This window comes from Streptomyces sp. NBC_01298 (genome assembly GCF_035978755.1).
Taxonomy (GTDB): domain Bacteria; phylum Actinomycetota; class Actinomycetes; order Streptomycetales; family Streptomycetaceae; genus Streptomyces.
Genome location: NZ_CP108414.1, coordinates 1,648,726 through 1,669,848, shown reverse-complemented (window position 1 = coordinate 1,669,848; position 21,123 = coordinate 1,648,726). Strand labels below are relative to the sequence as shown.

The 21,123-nt window shown below is 72.7% G+C and carries 20 protein-coding genes; 13 read left to right on the top strand and 7 right to left on the bottom strand.

Annotated elements, in window-relative coordinates:
* Positions 1-6 precede the first annotated feature (6 nt).
* The 3 genes from OG730_RS07660 to OG730_RS07650 all read left to right on the top strand — a co-directional run bounded on the left by OG730_RS07660 (position 7) and on the right by OG730_RS07650 (position 3,387).
* Positions 7-1,455: an ATP-binding protein gene (locus OG730_RS07660; protein ID WP_327303492.1), complete on the top strand. Its 1,449-nt coding sequence runs from the start codon at positions 7-9 to the stop codon at positions 1,453-1,455.
* The gene (locus tag OG730_RS07655; RefSeq protein WP_327303491.1) at positions 1,452-2,009 is read left to right on the top strand and encodes a hypothetical protein; all 558 of its coding nucleotides are present in this window, start codon (positions 1,452-1,454) and stop codon (positions 2,007-2,009) included. Before OG730_RS07660 ends, OG730_RS07655 begins: the two co-directional genes overlap by 4 nt.
* Positions 2,010-2,130: 121 nt before the next feature.
* The gene (locus OG730_RS07650; protein ID WP_327303490.1) at positions 2,131-3,387 is read left to right on the top strand and encodes a cytochrome P450; all 1,257 of its coding nucleotides are present in this window, start codon (positions 2,131-2,133) and stop codon (positions 3,385-3,387) included.
* Here OG730_RS07650 and OG730_RS07645 read toward each other — a convergent pair.
* On the bottom strand, positions 3,347-4,072 hold the full coding sequence (locus tag OG730_RS07645; RefSeq protein WP_327303489.1) for a hypothetical protein: 726 nt from the start codon (positions 4,070-4,072) through the stop codon (positions 3,347-3,349). The two genes, OG730_RS07650 and OG730_RS07645, sit on opposite strands and share 41 nt — an antisense overlap.
* Positions 4,073-4,173: 101 nt before the next feature.
* Here OG730_RS07645 and ggt point away from each other — a divergent pair, with 101 nt between their 5' ends.
* On the top strand, positions 4,174-5,973 hold the full coding sequence (gene ggt / locus OG730_RS07640; protein WP_327303488.1) for a gamma-glutamyltransferase: 1,800 nt from the start codon (positions 4,174-4,176) through the stop codon (positions 5,971-5,973).
* A gap of 17 nt (positions 5,974-5,990) precedes the next feature.
* Here the strand turns inward: ggt and map are convergent, their stop codons facing one another.
* The gene (map, locus tag OG730_RS07635; protein ID WP_327303487.1) at positions 5,991-6,758 is read right to left on the bottom strand and encodes a type I methionyl aminopeptidase; all 768 of its coding nucleotides are present in this window, start codon (positions 6,756-6,758) and stop codon (positions 5,991-5,993) included.
* Positions 6,759-6,822: 64 nt separating this feature from the next.
* On the opposite strand from map, the gene OG730_RS07630 reads away from it, so the two are divergent.
* Together OG730_RS07630 and OG730_RS07625 are read left to right on the top strand one after the other, a co-directional pair.
* Positions 6,823-7,074, top strand: coding sequence for a helix-turn-helix domain-containing protein (locus OG730_RS07630; RefSeq protein WP_266885146.1), 252 nt, complete (start codon positions 6,823-6,825; stop codon positions 7,072-7,074).
* 161 nt (positions 7,075-7,235) lie between these two features.
* Positions 7,236-8,450: an alginate lyase family protein gene (locus OG730_RS07625; protein WP_327303486.1), complete on the top strand. Its 1,215-nt coding sequence runs from the start codon at positions 7,236-7,238 to the stop codon at positions 8,448-8,450.
* A gap of 9 nt (positions 8,451-8,459) precedes the next feature.
* Here OG730_RS07625 and OG730_RS07620 read toward each other — a convergent pair whose 3' ends face one another.
* Complete coding sequence (locus OG730_RS07620) at positions 8,460-9,374, bottom strand: MBL fold metallo-hydrolase (RefSeq protein WP_327303485.1); 915 nt, start codon at positions 9,372-9,374, stop codon at positions 8,460-8,462.
* Between the two features lie 134 nt (positions 9,375-9,508).
* Here OG730_RS07620 and OG730_RS07615 point away from each other — a divergent pair, with 134 nt between their 5' ends.
* The 7 genes from OG730_RS07615 to OG730_RS07585 all read left to right on the top strand — a co-directional run bounded on the left by OG730_RS07615 (position 9,509) and on the right by OG730_RS07585 (position 17,358).
* Positions 9,509-9,937 (top strand): MarR family winged helix-turn-helix transcriptional regulator, encoded by a 429-nt coding sequence (locus tag OG730_RS07615; RefSeq protein WP_327303484.1) that lies wholly within the window; start codon positions 9,509-9,511, stop codon positions 9,935-9,937.
* A gap of 23 nt (positions 9,938-9,960) precedes the next feature.
* A complete protein-coding gene (locus OG730_RS07610) occupies positions 9,961-10,359 on the top strand; it encodes a PPOX class F420-dependent oxidoreductase (RefSeq protein WP_327303483.1) in 399 nt (132 codons plus the stop codon).
* 45 nt (positions 10,360-10,404) lie between these two features.
* Positions 10,405-12,579: a hypothetical protein gene (locus OG730_RS07605; RefSeq protein ID WP_327303482.1), complete on the top strand. Its 2,175-nt coding sequence runs from the start codon at positions 10,405-10,407 to the stop codon at positions 12,577-12,579.
* A 174-nt stretch (positions 12,580-12,753) separates the two neighbouring features.
* Entirely contained in the window at positions 12,754-13,596 is an 843-nt protein-coding gene (locus tag OG730_RS07600) for a nitrilase-related carbon-nitrogen hydrolase (RefSeq protein WP_327303481.1), read from the top strand.
* Positions 13,593-14,888: an aspartate aminotransferase family protein gene (locus OG730_RS07595; protein WP_327303480.1), complete on the top strand. Its 1,296-nt coding sequence runs from the start codon at positions 13,593-13,595 to the stop codon at positions 14,886-14,888. Before OG730_RS07600 ends, OG730_RS07595 begins: the two co-directional genes overlap by 4 nt.
* A gap of 17 nt (positions 14,889-14,905) precedes the next feature.
* Positions 14,906-16,309 (top strand): dihydropyrimidinase, encoded by a 1,404-nt coding sequence (gene hydA / locus OG730_RS07590; RefSeq protein WP_327303479.1) that lies wholly within the window; start codon positions 14,906-14,908, stop codon positions 16,307-16,309.
* Positions 16,310-16,344: 35 nt separating this feature from the next.
* Complete coding sequence (locus OG730_RS07585; RefSeq protein WP_327303478.1) at positions 16,345-17,358, top strand: TIGR03842 family LLM class F420-dependent oxidoreductase; 1,014 nt, start codon at positions 16,345-16,347, stop codon at positions 17,356-17,358.
* A 435-nt stretch (positions 17,359-17,793) separates the two neighbouring features.
* Here the strand turns inward: OG730_RS07585 and OG730_RS07580 are convergent, their stop codons facing one another.
* The 4 genes from OG730_RS07580 to OG730_RS07565 are packed head-to-tail and all read right to left on the bottom strand — an operon-like array spanning position 17,794 to position 21,114.
* On the bottom strand, positions 17,794-18,954 hold the full coding sequence (locus tag OG730_RS07580; RefSeq protein WP_327303477.1) for a 2-oxo acid dehydrogenase subunit E2: 1,161 nt from the start codon (positions 18,952-18,954) through the stop codon (positions 17,794-17,796).
* On the bottom strand, positions 18,951-19,964 hold the full coding sequence (locus OG730_RS07575) for an alpha-ketoacid dehydrogenase subunit beta (protein ID WP_327303476.1): 1,014 nt from the start codon (positions 19,962-19,964) through the stop codon (positions 18,951-18,953). Before OG730_RS07575 ends, OG730_RS07580 begins: the two co-directional genes overlap by 4 nt.
* On the bottom strand, positions 19,961-20,890 hold the full coding sequence (locus tag OG730_RS07570; protein ID WP_327303475.1) for a thiamine pyrophosphate-dependent dehydrogenase E1 component subunit alpha: 930 nt from the start codon (positions 20,888-20,890) through the stop codon (positions 19,961-19,963). Before OG730_RS07570 ends, OG730_RS07575 begins: the two co-directional genes overlap by 4 nt.
* The gene (locus OG730_RS07565) at positions 20,887-21,114 is read right to left on the bottom strand and encodes an acyl carrier protein (RefSeq protein WP_327303474.1); all 228 of its coding nucleotides are present in this window, start codon (positions 21,112-21,114) and stop codon (positions 20,887-20,889) included. The genes OG730_RS07570 and OG730_RS07565 overlap by 4 nt, the downstream gene beginning before the upstream one ends.
* Positions 21,115-21,123 lie beyond the last annotated feature (9 nt).

Here is a 21,123-nt window from a genome sequence, read left to right as displayed (position 1 = left end):
GCGCGCATGAGACGTTTCGCACCGCTGGGTCTGCGCACCCGGCTGATCGCCGCCTTCCTGCTGGTCGCCGCCATCTGCGCGGTGAGCACGGCCGCGCTCACCTACCAGCAGGCCCGCAACGCGATCCTCAAGCAGAGCCAGGACACCGCCGTCAGCACCCTGCGCGACCTGGTCGACGCCCAGACCACCCAACTGCCCGTGGGGCAGGCGGAACTCCAGCGCCTCGTCGGGGAACTGGGCAAGCGCGGCCAGCCGCACCCCTGGGTCGTCTACGGGGAGTACGGAAAGCTCCGCGCGACCTCCAACCAGGGCGGCGCGACCACCTCGCCCACGGTGACGGATCAGCTCCGCGACCGGGTGACCGCCCATCCCCACGGGGCCTTCCAGCGCACGCAGGACCGGGGCGGCAACCTCTCCCTCGTCGTCGGCATGCCCGCCGTCTTCAAGTACGGAGAGGACTACGAGAAGACCGGCGCCGTCTTCTACGCGGTCGTGCCGCTGGACAGCGAGCAGACCACCGTCGAGGCCCTGGTCGCCGCCGCCCGCATGGGCGCGGTACCGGGCCTGGCGATCGCCCTGATCCCCGCCCTGCTCGCCGCCCGCAGCGTCCTGAGGCCCGTACGGGACATGCGCAAGGCCGCGCAGCGGCTGGGGCGCGGCCGGCTCGACACCCGGATCGAGGTGCGCGGAGCCGACGAACTCGCCGGGCTCGCCCGCACCTTCAACGAGACGGCCCGCGCCCTCGAACACTCGGTCAGCGAACTCCGGGAGGCCGAGGCCCGCGCCCGCCGCTTCGCCGCCGACGTCTCCCACGAACTGCGCACCCCGCTCGCCGGGATGCTCGCCGTCACCGAGGTGCTCGACGAGGGCGCCGAGGACCTCGACGCCGACACCGCCAAGGCGCTGCGCCTGATCAGCGCCGAGACCGGGAAGCTGGCCGTGCTCGTCGAGGACCTGATGGAGATCTCCCGCTTCGACGCCCGCGCCGCCGAGCTCAACCTCGACGAGGTCGACGTCGCCGAGATCGTCACCAAGACCCTGGAACGCCGCCACTGGACCGACGGGCGGGTCACCACCGATCTGCCGCCGGACGTCCGCGCCCGGCTCGACCCGCGCCGCTTCGACGTGGTCCTCGCCAACCTCGTGGGCAACGCCCTCAAGCACGGCGGGAGCCCGGTCCACGTCGCCGTGCGCACCGAGAGCCGGCCCGAGGGCGAGCGGCTGCTCGTCGAGGTCGCCGACAGCGGGCCCGGCATCGCCCCCGAGGTGCTGCCGCACATCTTCGACCGGTTCTTCAAGGCCGACGCCGCCCGCACCCGCTCCACGGGCAGCGGCCTGGGCCTGGCCATCACCCTGGAGAACGTCCGCCTGCACGGCGGCACCCTGGGCGCGGCCAACGGCCCCGGCGGCGGCGCGCTCTTCACCCTCGACATGCCGCTGGAGGCCCGCGTATGACCCGGGTGCGCAAGGCCGTGGCCGCGGCCGCGCTGACCGTCCCGCTGGTGCTCGCCACCGGCTGCGGCATCGCCACCACCGGGGTCGTCGACAGCGGCCGCGCCGGGACCGTGAAACTGGCCACCGCGACGGACCCCGGCCTGCTGTACTTCATCGCGCCCGACGGCGCGCTCGTCCCGGTCCCGGTTTCCGACCGGATGCGGTGGCCGGACCTCGGCTTCACGATCGGGCTCCTGCTGGAGGGGCCGCCCGAGGCCGCGCGGGAGGCCGGTCTGACCACCGAGATCCCGGTGCCGCCGAGCAAGTCCCCGGCCGGCGCGGGCTACGTCCGGGCGGCCGTCACGTCCGACGGCGACGGCAAGACCCTGCGCGTCGTGGTGCCCATCGCGGTCGAGCCGCTGTCCGGCGCGGCCCTGCGCCAGCTGGCGTGCACGGCCCTCGCGGCGGCGCACACCACCCCGGCCCCCGAGATCCTCTTCATGGGCACCGAGTCGAAGGAACGGCGCGCCGTGTGCGAAACCCGGCCGGGGATCGCCGCGGACCAGGACGGCTGACGTCCGGCCCGGCCGCGCGCCGTCACGGCCCGCGCGCCCTTGCGCCTGCCCGTCGCGCACGGCGGACACGGGTGGCGGAGCCCCCTTGCGGGCCGGGCCGCTCCCCGCCACCGTGTGGCGCATGGACCAAGGACCGGCCCCCGACGTCTTCGACCCGCGCCTCTACGCCGAAGGCGTCCCGTACGAGCGCTACCGCCTGCTGCGCGACCACCACCCGGTGGCCCGGCAGGAGGAGCCGGAGGTGCTCGGCTGGCCCGCCGGCCCCGGCTTCTGGGCCGTCACCCGGCACGCCGACGTGGTCCGGGTGCTGCGCGACCACCGCACGTACTCCTCGCACCTGGGCGCCACCCAGATCCGCGACCCCGACCCGGCCGACCTGCCGTTCCTGCGGCGCACCATGCTCAACCAGGATCCTCCCGAGCACGGGACCCTGCGCCGGACCGTGGCCCGCGCCTTCACCCCGGCCCGCGTCGACGCCTTCGCCGCCCGGGTCCGGGGCCGCGCCCGTACGCTGCTGCGCGCCGCCCGCGACGGCGCCGAGGACGGGGCCGCCGACCTGGTGCGCACCGTCACCGACGAGTACGCCCTGCTGAACCTCACCGACCTGCTGGGCGTCCCGGCCGCCGACCGGGGGCTGCTGCTGGAGTGGACCGTACGGATCATCGGGTACCAGGATCCCGAGGACGCGCCGGCGCCGGTGCTCGGCCCGGACGGGAAACCGCTGAACCCGCGCTCGCCGGCACTGCTGGGGGAGATGTTCGGGTACGCCCGCGAACTGGCCGCGTACAAAAGGGCCCACCCCGGCGACGACGTGATGACCGCCCTCGCGCTCGCCGGGCTTCAGGACGCGGAGCTGGAGATGTTCTTCTTCCTGCTCACCGTCGCGGGCAACGACACCGTGCGCAGCGCCGCGCCCGGCGGCCTGCTCGCCCTGGCCCGCGACCCGGACGCCTACGCCGCACTCGCCGACGGACGGGTCCCGCCGGACCGGGCCGTCGAGGAACTCCTGCGCGTGCACCCGCCGGTGCTGAGCTTCCGCCGCACCGCCGCCGCCGACACCGAGCTCGCCGGACGGCGGATCCGGGCCGGGGACAAGGTGGTGGTCTTCCACGCCTCCGCCAACCACGACGAGCGCGTCTTCGCCGACCCCGGCCGCCTCGTCCTCGGTCGCGCGCCGAACCCGCACGTCTCCTTCGGGGACGGCCCGCACGTGTGCCTGGGCGCCCATTTCGCGCGGCTTCAGCTGCGCGTGCTCTACGAGGAGTGGATCGGCTCCATGCCGGCGCCCGAACTGGCCGGGCCACCGCGCCGGTTGGTGTCGAACTTCATCAACGGGATCACACGGCTGCCGCTGCGGGTGTCCGGGCCGGGCCGGTGACGTCGGCGACCAGTTCCGTCACATCGGGTCCGTAGGCGTCGGAGTTGACGACCTTGAGCAGGAGGCAGAAGGAGTCGTTGCCGTAGGAGTCGGTCAACTTCCGGTGGTGCCGCGCCAGGTAGCGGGCCGCGGCCTGGTTGCTGATCGCGGTCTGCCCGCACAGCAGGAACACCGGCCGGGACCCCTGCCCGGTCGTCAGCCGCGCCAGCAGCACGTACTCGGTGAGGCCCTTGACCCAGCGGTAGGTCTCCCCGCCGACGGTGATGGCCCCCCGGTCCGGAACCGGCTCGCTCGAGACGATGATCCGCACCCCGGGGAGCATGGAGGCCAGATGCGCCGTGGTCCGGGCGTTGGAGGAGGGCCCGCCCACGCAGAACTCGGCCCGCTCGCCGAAGCCCTGACGGGCCGCGTCGTGCGTGACGATCTGCACGTTCGCCCCGCAGTCCTTGATCAGGGCGGATATCTCCAGCAGGGCGAAGGCGTCGTTGCGGTGCAGGGAGGAATCGGTGCCGCCCATCTGCCGGTTGACCACGAACAGGCAGTCCGAGCCGGTCGGCAGCCCGAAGAAGGCCTGCTTGCGGCGCAGCGCGCGGCGCCACAGATAGGTCCGGGTGAACCAGCCGAACCCTCCGCTGAAGGCGGTCGCGATCACCCCGAGCACGATGTTGCGGACGTCCTCATTCATGCGGCGGATCGTAGCCGTCACGCCGCCGTCATGACGCGGTGGGTGCGGGGAAGTTAGGCTGCCGCTCCAAGGTCTGACAGGCAGTCGACTGGAGGAACCGAATGCGTGGTCCCGCCGCACGTAACTTAGCGCTCCTCGCGCTCGCCGGGGCGCTCGTCTCGACCGGGGCGGATGCCCCGTCGTCGAAGAGCGCCACCCCGCAGAAGGTCCCGGTGGCCGCCGGTTACGGCGGGGCCGTGGCCAGCGTCGACGCCGATGCCAGCGCGGTCGGCATCGCGGTCCTGCGCAACGGCGGCAACGCCGTGGACGCCGCCGTCGCGACGGCCGCCGCGCTCGGGGTCACCGAGCCGTACTCCGCCGGCATCGGCGGGGGCGGGTACTTCGTGTACTACGACGCCCGGTCGCGCCGGGTCAGCACCATCGACGGCCGCGAGACCGCCCCGGCGACGGCCACCGCCGGGCTGTTCCAGGAGAACGGCAAGCCGATCCCCTTCGCCGAGGGCCAGACCAGCGGCCGCGGCGTCGGAGTCCCCGGTACCCCGGCGACCTGGCACAGCGCGCTGGAGACCTGGGGCACCCTTCCACTGGGCCAACTCCTCAAGCCCGCCGAGAGGCTGGCCCGCCGGGGCTTCACCGTGGACAGCACCTTCCGGGCGCAGACCGAGCTGAACGAGGCCCGGTTCAGGGACTTCCCCGACACGCGGCAGCTCTTCCTGCCCGGCGGCGCCCTCCCGGTGGTCGGCTCCACCTTCAAGAACCCCGACCTGGCCGACACGTACGCCGAGCTCGGCCGCAAGGGCGCGGGCACGCTCTACCGGGGCCGGCTGGCCGAGGACATCGTCCGGGCCGTGCGCACGCCCCCGGTGGACCCGGACGCCACCCGGGTGGTCCGCTCCGGCGACCTGACCACCGGGGACCTGCGCGCGTACGCGACCAAGCGGCAGGACCCGACGCGTGTCGGGTACCGGGGCCTGGACGTGTACAGCATGGCCCCGTCCTCCTCCGGCGGGACCACCGTCGGCGAGGCGCTGAACATCCTGGAGCGCACCGACCTCGGCGAGCTCACCGAAGCCCAGTACCTGCACCGCTTCATCGAGGCCTCCCGGATCTCCTTCGCCGACCGGGGCCGCTGGGTCGGCGACCCGGCCGCCGAGGACGTGCCCACGAAGGAGCTGCTCTCGCAGGCCTACGCGGACACGCGCGGCTGCCTCATCGACCCGGCCAAGGCGCTGACCAGCCCGCTGGCTCCGGGCGACCCCCGCCACCCGGTCGCCTGCGGCGGCTCCGGGCAGGTCGCCCCGACCACGTACGAGGGGGAGAACACCACGCACCTGACGGTCGCCGACCGCTGGGGCAACGTGGTCTCCTACACGCTGACCATCGAGTCGACCGGCGGCAGCGCCATCACCGTCCCGGGGCGCGGCTTCCTGCTCAACAACGAGCTGACGGACTTCTCCTTCGCTCCGGCGGCGCCCGGCGTCCCCGACCCCAACCTGCCGGGCCCGGGCAAGCGGCCGCGCTCGTCGATGTCACCGACCATCGTGCTGGAGGACGGGCGCGCGGTGCTGGCGCTGGGCTCCCCGGGCGGGGCGACCATCATCACCACGGTGCTCCAGACCCTGACCGGGCACCTGGACCGCGGGCTGCCGCTGGTCGAGGCCATCGCGGCGCCGCGGGCCAGCCAGCGCAACCAGACCACCACCGAGCTGGAGCCGGAGCTGTGGAACAGTCCGGTCCGGGCGGAGCTGGCGGCCCTCGGCCAGGGCTTCCGGCAGAACCCGGAGATCGGTGCGGCCACCGGGGTCCAGCGGCTGCCCGACGGGCGGTGGCTGGCCGCGGCCGAGACGAGCCGGCGGGGCGGAGGCTCGGCGATGGTGGTGTATTCGTACGGGAGGCCGTAGGCCGTAGGCCGTAGGCCTTACAGGGCGGTGAGGATCCTCGGACCGGCGGCGGTGATCGCGACCGTGTGCTCGGCGTGCGCGGCACGGCTGCCGTCGACGGTCCGCAGGGTCCAGCCGTCCGGGTCGCAGGCGTAGTCGTCCGTACCGCCCGCGACGAGCATGGGCTCGATCGCGATGACCATGCCGGCGCGCAGCTTCGTCCCCTGTCCCGCCGGGCCCTCGTTGGGCACGCCCGGCTCCTCGTGCATGGAGCGTCCGATGCCGTGGCCGCCGAAGCCGTCGGGGATGCCGTACCCGGCCTTGCGGCAGACGGTGCCGATGGCGTGGGCGATGTCGCCGACGCGGTTGCCGGGCCGGGCGGCGGCGATGCCCGCCGCGAGGGCGGCCGCGGCGGTCGAGATGAGCCGCAGGTCGGCGGGGCGGGCCCGGCCCACCGTGAAGCTGACGGCGGCGTCGCCGACCCAGCCGTCCAGTTTCGCGCCGCAGTCGATGCTGACCAGGTCGCCGTCGCGGAGCCGGTAGTCGTCGGGGATGCCGTGCACGATCGCGTCGTTGACGGAGGCGCAGATCACGGCGGGGAAGGGCACCGGGGCGAAGCGCGGCCGGTAGCCGAGGAAGGGCGAGCTCGCGCCGGCCTCGCGGAGCACCTCGCGCGCGGCCAGGTCGAGCTCCAGCAGGGAGACCCCTACGGCGGCCCGGTCCCGGACGGCGGCGAGGGCGTGGGCGACGACGCGGCCCGCGGCACGCATCTGGTCGATCGATCGGTCTGTCTTCAGTTCCACCATGCCAATAACTATACCGGTATAACTGTAACGGGATACTTATTGGGTTCCGGGGTAGGATGAGGGCATGGTCCGTACCCCCCTCACCCCCGAAGAGCGCGAGCGCGGCGAGCGGCTCGGCGCCCTGTTGCGCACGGCCCGCGGTGGCCGCAGCATGGTCGAGATCGCGGCCAGTGCCGGGCTCTCCGCCGAAACCCTCCGCAAGATCGAGACCGGCCGGGCCCCGACCCCGGCCTTCTTCACCGTCGCCGCCCTGGCGGGGGCCCTGGGGCTCTCGCTGGACGAAGTGATGCGGCGCTGCGCCCTCGTGCCCGTGTAGAGGTCCGGGAGAGCGGTCGGGCGCAGCGGGCAGGCGGGTGGCGGCCGTTCGGCCGCCGGACCCTCCCTCCGGCGTGCCGTTAGAGCGGGCCCGGCGGGCCGAACGGCTCAATCGGCGGTGGGAGGACCGGGGCGCGGGGCAAGCGTGAAGGCGTGTCAGACATGAACGCATCCACATCCAAGCGACTCGGCCTCGGACTCGTGGGCGCCCTCCTCGCGGGCGGCCTGCTGCTCGCGGCATGCGCCGTTCCCGAGGGCCGGGCCCACGCCGGGGACCCGGGCGACGTGGTCTTCCGCCACCCGGGCGTCGTCGTCAGCCACACCCGGCTCCAGCACGCGAAGCAGATGGTCGCGGCCGGCAAGGAGCCCTGGAATTCGGCGTACCGGGCGCTCCTGAAGAGCCGCTACGCCTCCCTCGACTACCAGCCCCACCCGGCCGACGTGGTGCCCTGCCCCTTCAACTCGGGGCCGCAGTCCTGCCTCGACGAACGGCAGGACGCGATCGCCGCGTACACCCACGCCCTGTTGTGGTCCGTGAACGGCAAGGCCTCCCACGCCCGCAAGGCCGTGCAGATCATGGACGGCTGGTCCGCCGTGATGAAACGTCACGCCGAGGACAACGCCGGCCTCCAGGCCGCCTGGTCCGGCTCCACCTGGGCGCGCGCCGCCGAGATCGTCCACGCCGACTACCCGAACTGGGGGGAGGGGCGGGTCGCCCGCTTCAAGGAGATGCTGCGCACGGCCTACCTCCCGGCCGTCCGCGCGCAGGTGCCGGCGTACAACGGCAACTGGGAGCTGGCGATGACGGACGCAGCCCTGGGCATTTCGGTGTTCCTGGAGGACCGGGCCGTCTTCCAGGAGTCCCTGGAGCGGTTCCGGGAGCGGGTCCCGGCGTACTTCTACCTCAAGCGGGACGGCGCGCACCCGCTGCCCCCGCCGCGCACCGCCATCGACTCGCCGGAGAAGGTGACGGCGTACTGGTTCGGCCAGGGGACGTACGTGGACGGCGTCGCCCAGGAGACCTGCCGCAACCTCATGCACGTCGGCTACGCGCTCGCGGCGTCCGCGCACATCGCGGAGACGGCCTGGCACCAGGGCGTCGACCTGTACGGGGAGCAGGGCGAGCGGCTCCGGGCGGCACTGGAGTTCCACGCGAAGTACCAGCTGGGGGCCGAGGCTCCCGGATGGCTGTGCGGCGGCAAGCTGGAGCGCACGATGGGACCCGACCTGGAAGTCGCCCTCCAGCACTACGCGGTGCGGACGGGCGCGAAACTCCCGTACACCCGCGAGCTGGTCGAGAAGACCCGGCCGGCCGGGACGGACGACCTGTTCGTGGCGTGGGAGACCCTCACCCACGGGGAGGCGGTGCGGGGGTAGCCCGCCGGGCTACGCGTCGACGGGGCGCCAGGCCGGACCGTCCGCGTCCCCGTTGTCGCCGTCCTGTCGCACGCGCCCGAAGACCACGTCGGCGAAGTGGACGCCGAAGCCGATGGTGTCCGGCTCCGCCAGTTCGGCCACGAGCCGGCGGCGGTGGACGGCGGTCCGGGCGAGGTCGTGGTCGAAGGCCGAGGACCAGTCGGGGTGGTCGATCTGGATCGGTGAATGCACGGCGTCGCCGAAGGCGATCAGGCGCCGGCCGCCCCCGGTGATGACGTACTCGGCGTGCCCGACGGTGTGGCCGGGGGTGATCCGCACGCGGACCCCGGGGAAGATCTCCTGTCCGTCGTCGAGCGTGCGCACGCGCGGTGCGAGGGCGGCGACCCGCTCGGCCGTGCCCTCCGCCGCCAGGAGGTCGAGCCGGTCCCACTCGGGCGCGGCGATCAGGTACTCGGCGCGGGAGAAGAGGCGCCCGTCCTCGCCGGGGGCGGGATGGACGGCCCAGCCGATGTGGTCGGAGTGGAGGTGCGTGAAGGCCACCGCCTCGATGTCCCCCGGGGCGAGGCCGAGTTCGGCCAGGCCGGCCGGGAGCGCGCCCCCGTGGATCACGGCGACGGGGCCGTCCGGGGCGCGGTGCGTCTGCGGTCCGAAGCCCGCGTCGATCAGCAGCGACCGCCCGCCGTGCTGCACCAGGAGGGCGCCGACGCTCGCCACGAGGTGGCCCGCGGGGTCCAGGTACTCCGGGTGGGCGCTCCACACCGCGTCGGTGGTGTCCGGGAGCAGCGGCAGCGGCCGGAGCCGTACGTCGCCGTCGGGTACGTAGGAGACCTTCGTGTCGCCCAGCCACAGCGAGCGGATTCCCGAGGGGCGGTGCAGGCGTTCTCCGCGGGTCGCTGTCGCTGTCGCTGTCGTCAAGTCGGGCATGGAGGCTCCTTTGTGAGTGATCGCCAGATTCCCGTCGGCCGGTCTGCCGGAGCGGTGAGGCCAACCATAAGCATCAAGCTTGAATCATTCAAGCTATAAATATTCTGGCTTGAGGGACTTGTTAAACTGGGGCCATGACGACACCTCCCGAGCACCGGGCCATCGCCGAGCGGCAGCTGTGCGGGCTGGTGGACGGGCTGGCCCACCGGATCGCCGAGCACGTGCGGGAGCGCGCCGCCACTCTGGGTCTCACCGCGTCCCAGGCCACCGCGCTGCGGGAGATGAGCGGGCCGATGGCCATGCGCGAGCTCGCCGAGCGCATGAGCTGCGAGCCCTCCAACGCCACCTTCGTCGTGGACAAACTGGAGAAGCTGCTCCTGATCGAGCGGCATCCGCACCCCACCGACCGCCGCGCCAAGCAGCTCGTCCTCACGCCCGAGGGAACCGCCCTGCGCACCCGGCTCCTCGACCTCCTCTCCGTGGACTCACCGGTGTCCGGGCTCGCCCCGGAGGAGCAGGGCCTGCTGAAGAGCCTGCTGGAACGGGCCGCCACCTCCCGCTGACCGGGCCGCGTAGGGTCGGGCGCATGACGATCGAGGAGCTGGGCAGAGCGAGGTACGTCAGTCTCACCACCTTCCGCAAGAACGGCACGGCGGTGGCCACGCCGGTGTGGGCGGTGGCGGACGGCGACGAGCTGTACGTGTGGACGCGCGACGACGCGTGGAAGGTGAAGCGGATCCGCAACGACGGGCGGGTCACGGTGGTGGCCTGCGACGTGCGCGGGCGGGTGGCCGAAGGCGCCGCGGTCGCCGAGGGCGAGGCGCGGCTGCTGGACGCGGCCGGGCTCACGCGGGTGCGGAAGCTGATGGGCCGCAAGTACACCTGGCAGTTCTGGATGCTGGACGTGCCGGCCGCGATCGTCCGGCGCGGGCGGCCGCACATCGCGATCGCGGTCAGGCTTGCCCCGCCCGCCGCCAAGCTTTGAGACTCCTGTAGCCCGCCCGTAACACAGGTGGGATCCAATGCGGGCATGGAGACCGCGACTTCGCAGGTGATCGGACAACTCTCCGGATACATGCGGGGGTTGACGCAGCGACTGGATCCCGGGGCCGGCTGGTACGGGGAGTTCCTGCGGCGGGACCCGCAGGGGATGCGCGCCTGTCTGGACGGGGCCGCGATGCCGCCCTGGGACGTACTGGAGTCGCTGCTCGGCGACTTGGCCGCATCGACGGGCGCGACGGCGCTCGCCCGGGAGACGCAGTACGCGGCCGGTCTGCGGGCCGCCGCGGTCGGGGTCTGGGACCGGCTGCCGGGCGGCGTGGAGGAACTGCGCACGCTGCTGGCCTCGGCCGCGGAACAGCGGGCCCAGGCCCGGGAGGGCCTGCGCGTGCTGTCGGCGCTGCTCGCGGAAACGGCGGACCCGGCGCAGGCGCGGGCCCTGTCCCGGGAACTCTCCTGGACCCGCGACGACGCCGCCCGCGCGGCGGCCCGCCACGATGACCTGACGGCCCGCCTGGAGGCCGTGGCCCCGGGGACCGCCGTCCGCCCGGAGGACGCCTGGCCCGGACACCCGGCACAGGCGCGGCCGGAGCCCCTGAACTCCGTACCCGCACAGCGCACCGCGCCGTCCCCGGGCGCGGGGCCCGCCGGTGCGTGGCCGGGCCCGCGGGAAGGCGTGCGGGGCGCCGGCGCGCGGACGGGGTCGCGGGATGCGGAATGGACCGGGGGTCCGGCGCACGCGCAGGACGCGGCTTCGGACGCGACAGCGCGCTGGGCGGAGGACGCGGCGCCTGCCCCGACGTCCACCACGGCATCCGGCCCGGCTTCCGGCCCGGCGTCGGGCCCGGCGTCGGCGGCGGCGGGGGAGCCGGTCGGGCGGGCCGAGGGGCGGTGGCTGCGCGGTGCGCGGCGTAGCGGCGGGGCCCGGTACGCGGGGGCGGCGGTGCCCGAAGCCGAGGCCGTCACGGTGCCCCCGGGGCACCCGTCGTCCACTCCACCCCTGCGCGGCGCCCGCTTCGGACGGCCCACCCGCGCGTCGGCGGAGCCGGCCCCGGCGGGGGAGCCGGGGTCCGGGCACGCCGACCCGGCGGGCGCCGCCCTGCACGCTGGCTCCGAAGGCCCGCTCTCCGGACATCCGTCCGCCGCCGCGGGCGAGGGCGGCCACGCCGGATCCGGGCCGACGGGTGGGCGACCCGCAGCCATGCAGCCGGAGGCGGCCTGGAGCCCGGCTGCCGCCTGGCCGGACGGCGACTTTGACTCCGCGGACCAAGGCGACCGCCGGCCCACCACCCCGGCTTGGAGCACGGGCTACGACCCCGCACCCGGCAGCAACCCCGCGCCCGGCAGCAACCCCGCGCCCGGCGGCAGCCCCGCGCCCGGCAGCAACCTTGCGTCCGGCAGGGCTCCCGGGCCCGGCTGGGCTTCCGCCTCCGACCCGGGTCCCCGGCCGCATCCGCAGGGCGAGCCCGCCCCGTGGTCGGACCGCGCTCCCGAGAGCTCCACCCACTGGCCCGTGCCGCCCACTGCCGCCGACCCGCGCGGTGGCGCCGGGGCGTGGGACACCTCGACCGCTGCCGCCGACGCACAAGGCGCGCCCGCCCAGTGGCACGACCCGGACCCCGCCGCCGGCCCGCGAGGCGCGTCCGGCGGCTCCGCCCCGGGCGGCAGCCCGCATGCCGCGCCCGCCCAGTGGGCCGGAGCGCCCCGTGGCTTCGTGGAGGGGCTCGTGGCCCTGCGGGGGCAGGGGCGGAGCGGGGAGGCGCACGCCCTGCTCTGCGAGGCCGCGGTCGGGCCCACCGAGCAGCTGGTGCGGCTGGGGGAGGAGCTGAGGCGGGCCGGGCTGGCCGCGGACTGGGCCACCCTGCTCTGGGAGGCGGCCTCGCTGCCGCCCGCCCGGTTCGCCGCGGCCGCCGCCGCCCTCGGGCCGGCCGACCGCGAGGCCCTGCTGCGCCAGGGCGCCGCCCGCCCGGCCGCCGAGATCGCCGAGGCGGCCCTCGTGCTCGCCGAGGCCGGCCACACCCCGGAGGCCGACGCCCTGCTCGCCGCCTTCGTCCGGGTCCGCACCGCCGAGGAGGCGGCGCGGCTCGCGCGCCGGGACCCCCGATGGTTCGCGCCCCGGCTGATCCGCGCCGCGGAAGCGCTCTCGGCGGCTCATCACCGCGACCTGTTGCACGCCCTTCGAGTCGCGAATCTGCCCGTCGCCTGACCGGAAACGACCACGTGCCGACGTAACTCCTGCGTTTGGTGATCCACTACTCCAACCGCGCAACGCGGTCTTGCCCCGGGCCTGGCCGAGGCCTACCTTCAACTCCCTACGCGCAGCCGTCGTACACCCTCTACGTGCGTAGAAGCCGGCGTACCCCGTCGCGAGGAGCAGCTCATGGCCCAAGTCGTCCGCGCCGCACTCGTCCAGGCCACCTGGACCGGAGACACCGAGTCGATGATCGCCAAACACGAGGAGCACGCCCGCCGGGCCGCTGCCCAGGGCGCCAAGATCATCGGCTTCCAGGAAGTCTTCAACGCCCCCTACTTCTGCCAGGTCCAGGAGCCCGAGCACTACCGCTGGGCCGAGGCCGTCCCCGACGGCCCCACCGTCCAGCGGATGCAGGCACTCGCCCGCGAGACCGGCATGGTGATCGTCGTACCGGTCTTCGAGCTGGAGTCCGAGGGCTTCTACTACAACACCGCCGCCGTCATCGACGCCGACGGCAGCTACCTCGGCAAGTACCGCAAGCACCACATCCCCCAGGTCAGGGGATTCTGGGAGAAGTACTACTTCCGCCCGGGCAACCTCGGCTTCCCCGTCTTCGACACCGCGGTCGGCCGCGTCGGCGTCTACATCTGCTACGACCGCCACTTCCCGGAAGGCTGGCGCGAACTAGGCCTGGGCGGCGCACAGTTGGTCTACAACCCGTCCGCCACCTCCCGCGGCCTGTCCGGGTACCTGTGGCAGCTGGAGCAGCCCGCCTCCGCCGTCGCCAACGAATACTTCGTCGCCGCCATCAACCGCGTCGGCCAAGAGGAGTACGGCGACAACGACTTCTACGGCACCAGCTACTTCGTCGACCCGCGCGGCCAGTTCGTGGGGGAGGTCGCCAGCGACAAGGAGGAGGAACTCCTCGTCCGCGACCTCGACTTCGACCTCATCAAGGAGGTCCGCGACCAGTGGGCCTTCTACCGCGACCGCCGCCCCGACGCCTACGGAGGGCTCGTACAGCCGTGACCAACCCGATCCCCCTGCACAGCCGGCACCGCTCCGTCCTGCCCGACTGGCTCACGCTCTACTACGACCGCCCCATCGAACTCACCCACGGAGAAGGCCGCCACGTCTGGGACGCGGACGGCAACCGCTACCTCGACTTCTTCGGCGGCATCCTCACCACGATGACCGCCCACGCCCTGCCCGAGGTCACCAAGGCCGTCGCCGAACAGGCCGGGCGGATCATCCACTCCTCCACCCTCTACCTCAACCGCCCGATGGTCGAACTGGCCGAGCGCGTCTCGGCGTTGTCCGGCATCCCCGACGCCCGGGTCTTCTTCACCACCTCCGGCACCGAGGCCAACGACACCGCCCTGCTGCTCGCGACGACGTACCGCCGCTCCAACCAGATCCTGGCGATGCGCAACAGCTACCACGGCCGGTCCTTCTCCACCGTCTCGATCACCGGCAACCGCGGCTGGTCCCCGACCAGCCTCTCGCCGCTCCAGACGTACTACGTGCACGGCGCGGTCCGCACCCGGGGCCCCTTCGCCCACCTCGACGACACCGCCTTCACCGCCGCGGCGGTCGCCGACCTGGAAGACGTACTGGGCCAGGCCCGCGGCGGGGTCGCGGCGCTCATCGCCGAGCCGATCCAGGGCGTGGGCGGCTTCACCTCCCCTCCCGACGGGCTCTACGGGTCCTTCCGCGAGGTCCTCGACCGGCACGGCATCCTCTGGATCAGCGACGAGGTGCAGACCGGGTGGGGCCGGACCGGCGAGCACTTCTGGGGCTGGCAGGCCCACGCCCAGAACGGGCCGCCGGACATCATCACCTTCGCCAAGGGCATCGGCAACGGCATGTCCATCGGCGGAGTCGTGGCCCGCGCCGAGGTGATGAACTGCCTCGACTCCAACTCCATCTCCACCTTCGGCGGTTCACCGGTCACCATGGCGGCGGGCGTGGCCAATCTCGGCTACCTCCTCGAACACGACCTCCAGGGCAACGCCCGCCGCGTCGGCGGTCTGCTGCTGGAGCGGCTGCGGGCCGTCGCCGCGACCGTGCCCGCCGTACGCGAGGTGCGCGGCCGGGGCCTGATGGCCGGACTGGAGCTGACGAAACCCGGCACCGACCAGGCGGACCCGGACGCGGCCGCCGCCGTGCTGGAGGCCGCCCGGAAGGGCGGCCTGCTGCTCGGCAAGGGCGGCGGCCACAACACCAGCGTGCTGCGCATCGCGCCGCCGCTCTCCCTCACCGTCGCCGAGGCGGAAGAGGGCGCCGAAATCCTCGCCGAGGCCCTCCGCATCCTCAACTAGCACCGGGGGAGACGTACATGAGCAGCATCCGCACTCTGATCCGCGGCGGCCTCGTCATCACCGCGTCCGACGAGCTGCACGCCGACGTGCTGATCGAGGACGGCCGCGTCGCCGCCCTCGCGGCACACGGCACGGCGGCCGCCGAGACGTGGACGGCAGACCGGACGATCGACGCGAGCGGGAAGTACGTCATCCCCGGCGGGGTCGACGCGCACACCCACATGGAGCTGCCCTTCGGCGGCACCGCGGCCTCCGACACCTTCGAGACCGGCACCCGCGCCGCCGCCTGGGGCGGCACCACCACCATCGTGGACTTCGCCGTCCAGACACCGGGCCACGCCCTGCGCGAGGGACTCGACACCTGGTACGACAAGGCCGACGGCAAGTGCGCCGTCGACTACGCCTTCCACATGATCCTCTCGGACGTCAACGAGCGGACCCTGAAGGAGATGGACCACCTGGTGGGGGAGGGCGTCACCTCCTTCAAGCTGTTCATGGCCTACCCGGGGGTCTTCTACAGCGACGACGGCCAGATCCTGCGGGCGATGCAGCGGGCCTCGGGCAACGGCGGGCTGATCATGATGCACGCCGAGAACGGCATCGCGATCGACGTGCTGGTCGAGCAGGCCCTGGCGCGCGGGGAGACGGACCCGCGCCACCACGGCGAGGTCCGCAAGGTGCTCCTCGAAGCCGAGGCGACCCACCGTGCCATCCAGCTCGCCCGGGTCGCGGGCTCCCCGCTGTACGTCGTACACGTCTCGGCGGAGGAGGCGGTCGCGGAACTGGCCCTGGCCCGGGACAAGGGGCTGCCGGTCTTCGGCGAGACCTGCCCGCAGTACCTGTTCCTGTCCACGGACAACCTGGAGGAGCCGGACTTCCAGGGCGCCAAGTACGTCTGCTCCACCCCCCTGCGCCCCCGCGAGCATCAGGCGGCCCTGTGGCGGGGGCTGCGGACGAACGATCTCCAGGTGGTATCCACCGATCACTGCCCGTTCTGCTTCCGGGGCCAGAAGGAGCTGGGCCGCGGCGACTTCTCGAAGATCCCCAACGGTCTCCCCGGCGTGGAGAACCGGATGGACCTCCTCCACCAGGCCGTCCTGGACGGGCACATCAGCCGCCGTCGCTGGATCGAGATCGCCTGCGCGACCCCGGCCCGGATGTTCGGCCTCTATCCGCAGAAGGGCACCATCGCGCCGGGTTCCGACGCCGACATCGTCCTCTACGATCCGCACGCCGAGCAGGTCATCTCCGCCGAGACGCACCACATGAACGTGGACTACTCGGCGTACGAGGGCAAGCGGATCACCGGACGCGTCGACACGGTCCTCTCGCGCGGCGAACTCGTCATCGACCGGCGGGAGTTCACGGGCCGGGCCGGCCACGGGGCCTTCATTCCCCGCTCCACCTGTCAGTACCTGTAAGCCGCAAGCCCGCACGCAGCAAGGAGCAGCCAGCCATGGACTTCGGCCTCGTCCTGCAAACCGATCCGCCCGCCTCCCAGGTGATCAGCCTCATGAAGCGCGGCGAGCGCAATGGCTTCCGCTACGGCTGGACCTTCGACTCCGCGGTGCTCTGGCAGGAGCCGTTCGTCATCTACAGCCAGATCCTGGCCAACACCCAGCGGATGCACGTCGGGCCGATGGTCACCAACCCGGGCACCCGCACGTGGGAGGTGACCGCCTCCACCTTCGCGACGCTGAACGACATGTACGGCAACCGCACGGTGTGCGGGATCGGCCGCGGGGACTCGGCGATGCGGGTCGCCGGCCGCGCACCCAACACCCTCGCCCGCCTCGGCGAGGCCATCGACGTCATCCGGGACCTGGCGGAGGGGCGCGAGGCCGAGGTCGACGGGAAGCCGCTCCAGATCCCGTGGATCAGGGACGGGAAGCTGCCCGTCTGGGTGGCGGCATACGGGCCGAAGGCCCTCGCGCTGGCCGGGCAGAAGGCGGACGGGTTCATCCTCCAGCTCGCCGACCTCTACCTCACCGAGTGGATGATCAAGGCGGTGCGGCAGGCTGCCGTAGAGGCCGGCCGGGACCCGTCCGCGATCACCATCTGCGTGGCCGCCCCGGCGTACGTCACGGCGGACGACTCGGCGCAGGCCCTGGCGCACGCCCGGGACCAGTGCCGCTGGTTCGGCGGGATGGTCGGCAACCACGTCGCCGACCTGGTCTCCCGCTACGGGGAGCACTCCTCGATGGTCCCGGACGAGCTGACCGAGTACGTCAAGTCCCGCCAGGGCTATGACTACAGCCACCACGGCCGCGCCGGGAACCCGTCCACCGACTTCGTCCCCGACGAGATCGTCGATCGCTTCTGCCTGCTGGGCCCCGCGGAGGCCCACATCGAGAAGCTCCGCGCCCTGGAGGCCCTCGGAGTCGACCAGTTCGCGCTTTACGACATGCACGATGCCCGGGAAGCGACCATCGACGCGTACGGCGCCGACATCATCCCGCTGCTCGGCTGACTCTCGCGAGCGCGGAACTGGGGCCGACCATGTGGTCGGCCCCGGCGGATCGGGTTGCCGGGGAGATCTCCCGGCAATACCCGCTCCCTGCGCAACCCCCTTCAGAACAGGGAGTTGTTGCCGTGCAGCCGGCGTCGCAGGAAGGTGGCGAAGGTCTGCTCCTCGAGGTGTGTGAGGGAGCTGCCGTCCGGTTCGATCTAGGCGATCCGCCAGTCCTGGGGGTCGCTCTTCATGGTGAGCCGGCCGATGAGCCGGCCTTCCACCTCACCCCACCGCAGGAACTTCCGCTCCTCGTCCAGTCCGCCGGGTTCGGGGAAGAGGGAATGCGGGAGCTTTGCTCGCGGGTGCGCAGGTAGTACCGGATGCCCCCGAGGCGCAGCGCCGCATCCGAGGGCACGCCGCTCCCGCCCGCCGTCCCGCGCCTGGTCCCCGCGCTCAGCCGGCCGTCGCCGCCGGCTCCGCCGTGCGCTCCAACTCCGGCGCCTGGAGGGCGCTCTTGAGGGCCTGGAGGAACTGGACCGCCTCCCTGCCGTTGACGACCCTGTGGTCGAAGGCCAGGCCCACGTGTACGTACCGGGCGGCGACAACGCCGCCGTCGGCGGCCAGTTCGAGCCCGGTCTGTACGCCGCCCAGCGAGACCATGCAGGTCTGGCCGGGGAAGATGATGGGCTGGGTCAGCAGCACGTCCTCGTCGTTGTTGAGCGACAGGGTGATGGCCGCGCCCATGAGTTCGCTGCCGCGGAAGTTCCCGCGCAGCGCCGAGAAGCGGAAGTCCTCGAGCTGCTCGGCGACTTCGACCGCGGAGAGCCGGTCCGCGTCCCGTACGACCGGGATGTACAGGCCGTTGCCCAGGTCGACCGTCACGCCCACGTGGGACTGCTCAGCGAGCAGTGCGTACCCGTCCTCGTCGTAGGTGGCGAAGAAGGCGGGGAATGCGGCGCGCAGCGCGGCGAGCTGGGTGATCAGTACGGCGGGCAGGCCGATCGCCGTCCCCGAGCGTGCCGAGAGCTCCTTGGTGGCCGCCTCGGCGGCGTCGACCCTCATCCGTACGACGGTGAAGGACGCCGGGACCGTACGGTGCGACTCGGTGACCACCGCGCCGATGGCCCGCTGATGCTGACTCAACTCGAGGCGGTTGGAAGGGATTTCCTCGGAAGCTCTGCGACGCGCCACGAGCGCTTCGACGTCGGAGCCCTTGATGATCCGCTTGCCGAGGGAGCGCAGCTCCTCCTCGGTGACGCCGAACTCGGCGGCCTGGGTGCGTGCCTGTGCGGTGAGTACGAAGTCCGCGCCCTCGCCGGAGGTGTCCGTACGGGTCGCGGCCGCTGCCTCGGCGGCGGCCAGGAAGGCGTCGCGGGCGGCCGCATCGGCGAAGATCCGGCCGATCACGGCGCCGGGCGGCACCTGCTCGCCGGCCTCGACCGCCTGGTGCAGCACTCCGTCGTGCTCGCTGACCAGGTCCTCGGCCGCCTTGGACGTCTCCAGCGTCAGAAGGTCGTCGTCCTTCGTGACGGTGGCGCCGTCCTCGGCGAGCCACTCGACCAGGTCGTACTGGGCGTCGTTGTTGTTCAGCTTGGGAACGGTGATCTCGATCATTGAGCCAGCTCTTTCAGGGCCAGTTCCAGGGACTCGCTGCTCACCAGGACGTCGCGCTCCAGGTGGAGGGCCGTCGGGATCACCGAGTCCGCGGAGTGGACGAGACGGACGGGGGCGCGGAGGCTGTCCCAGCAGGTGGAGTACAGCTGGTGGGCGACTTCGGCGCCCCAACTGCCGCCGGGCGGGGCGTCCTCCACGACGCAGACGCGGCCCGCTCGTGCGACGGGCTCCGCCAACAGCTGTGCGTCGAAGGGGTAGAGGGCGGACGGCACGTAGATCTCGCAGGCGATCTCGTGCTGCAGGAACAGCTCGCGTGCCGCGTCGACGGCGCGCTGGGCGAGGCCGCCGGGCGCGACGATGACGAGCTCGGGGGCGGTGTCCTCGATGAACAGCCGGGCCACCGGGAAGGGGTCCTCGCCGGTGAACTCCAGCGAGAACAGGTCCCCGACCGGGCCGCCTTGGTGGCGGCGCTCGGTGTAGAGCACCTTGTCCTCGAAGAAGATGCAGGGCTTGCCCAGTTCGACCATCCCTTCCAGCACCGTCGCGTTGTCGTGGAAGGGCGACAGCTCGAACAGGTGCAGATCCGGTACGCCGAGGAAGTGCTTCTGCGGGCTCTGGCTGTGCGTCGGGCCGTAGCCGCGCCGGCCGCCGACCGGGCAGCGCACCACCAGGTGCATCGGGTGGGTGGCGCCGTACATGGAGACGGACTTGGCGGAGAAGTTCACGATCTGGTCGAAGGCCAGCGTGATGAAGTCCCCGAACATCATCTCGGCGATCGGCTTGTTGCCGGTGAGGGCGAGGCCGTTGGCGACGCCCAGGATGGCGTTCTCGCTGATGGGCGTGGTCAGCACCCGGTCGGCGAAGCGGTCCGAGAGCCCCTTGGTGATGTTGAAGGCACCGCCGTAGGGGTCGAGGACGTCCTCGCCGATCAGATAGACGTCCTCGTGGGACTCCATCACCCGGTGCAGGGCCTGGTTCAGGTTCTCGCCCACGCGCTCGTTGCGCTTCATGCGGTCTCTCCAGCCACCAGCGGGCGTGCCAGGACATCGGCGGCCACCCCGGCGATCAGTTGTCGTTGCTCCTGGTCGAGCCGGTCGAAGCGCTCGGGGTCCTCCGCGCGCAGCGCGCCGTACCAGTCGCGCGCGCGGGCCGCCTCGATCTCCCGCGCCGGGCGGGTGTCGTCGCCCTTGCTGTGCGGGCCGAGCCGTACGGTGTCGAACTCCACGACGAGCGGCATGTGCTGGTGGCGCACCCGGTCGATGAGCGGGGCCAGTTCGGCGCGGATGTGGCGCACGTCGTTGCTCGTCACCCGGTGGTGGTCGACGTCGAAGGCACGGGCCCGGCCCGCGATCGTGCCGGCCATGTTGACGCTGCCCGGTGTGGTCTGGGAGATGCCGTTGTTCTCGACCACCACCAGCAGCGGCAGCTCCCACAGCCGGGCGATGTTCAGGGCCTCGTACACCGAGCCCTCGCCCCAGGTCCCGTCGCCGATGTAGACGACGGCGACGTGCGGCAGGCCGGCCCGCTTGAAGTGCAGTGCCGCACCCGCGGCGACCGGCAGGCTCTCGCCCTGGATGCCGGTGGACAGGTAGGTGTCGCGGAAGATGTGCTGGCTGCCGCCCACGCCCCCGCAGACGGCTCCTTCGCGTCCGGTGATCTCGGCGAGCAGCCCGGCGGGGTCGGCGAACCGGGCGAGGTAGTGGCCGTGGCCCCGGTGGTTGCTGAAGAGGAAGTCGCCGGCGGAGAGCAGCGGGTTCAGGGAGACCGGGATGTACTCCTGGCCGAGGCAGGTGTGCGTCGTACCGTTGAGCTTCCCTTCCGCGAACAGGTCGAGCAACTTCCACTCGAAGTGCCGGATCATCAGCAGGGAGGTGAGGTCGCCGTCCCTGAGGGGGGCCGGCGCCGTACCCGACGGGGCCTGCTCGGTGAGCGTCACGCTGCCACCCCCTTGCTCAGCAGTACCTCGCGCACCGCGCCGACGGACTTCATGGCGCGCAGGTCCTGCCGCGAGAAGGTGACCTTGTACTGCTCTTCCAGGGTGACGATCAGCTGCATCTGCTTCAGGCTGTCCCAGCGGTCGTCGCGCACAGGGCCCAGGCTGTCGTCGACTTCCCCGAGGGGTATGGCGAGCACATCCGAGATGACCGCTTCAAGCTTCATAAGGCAAGC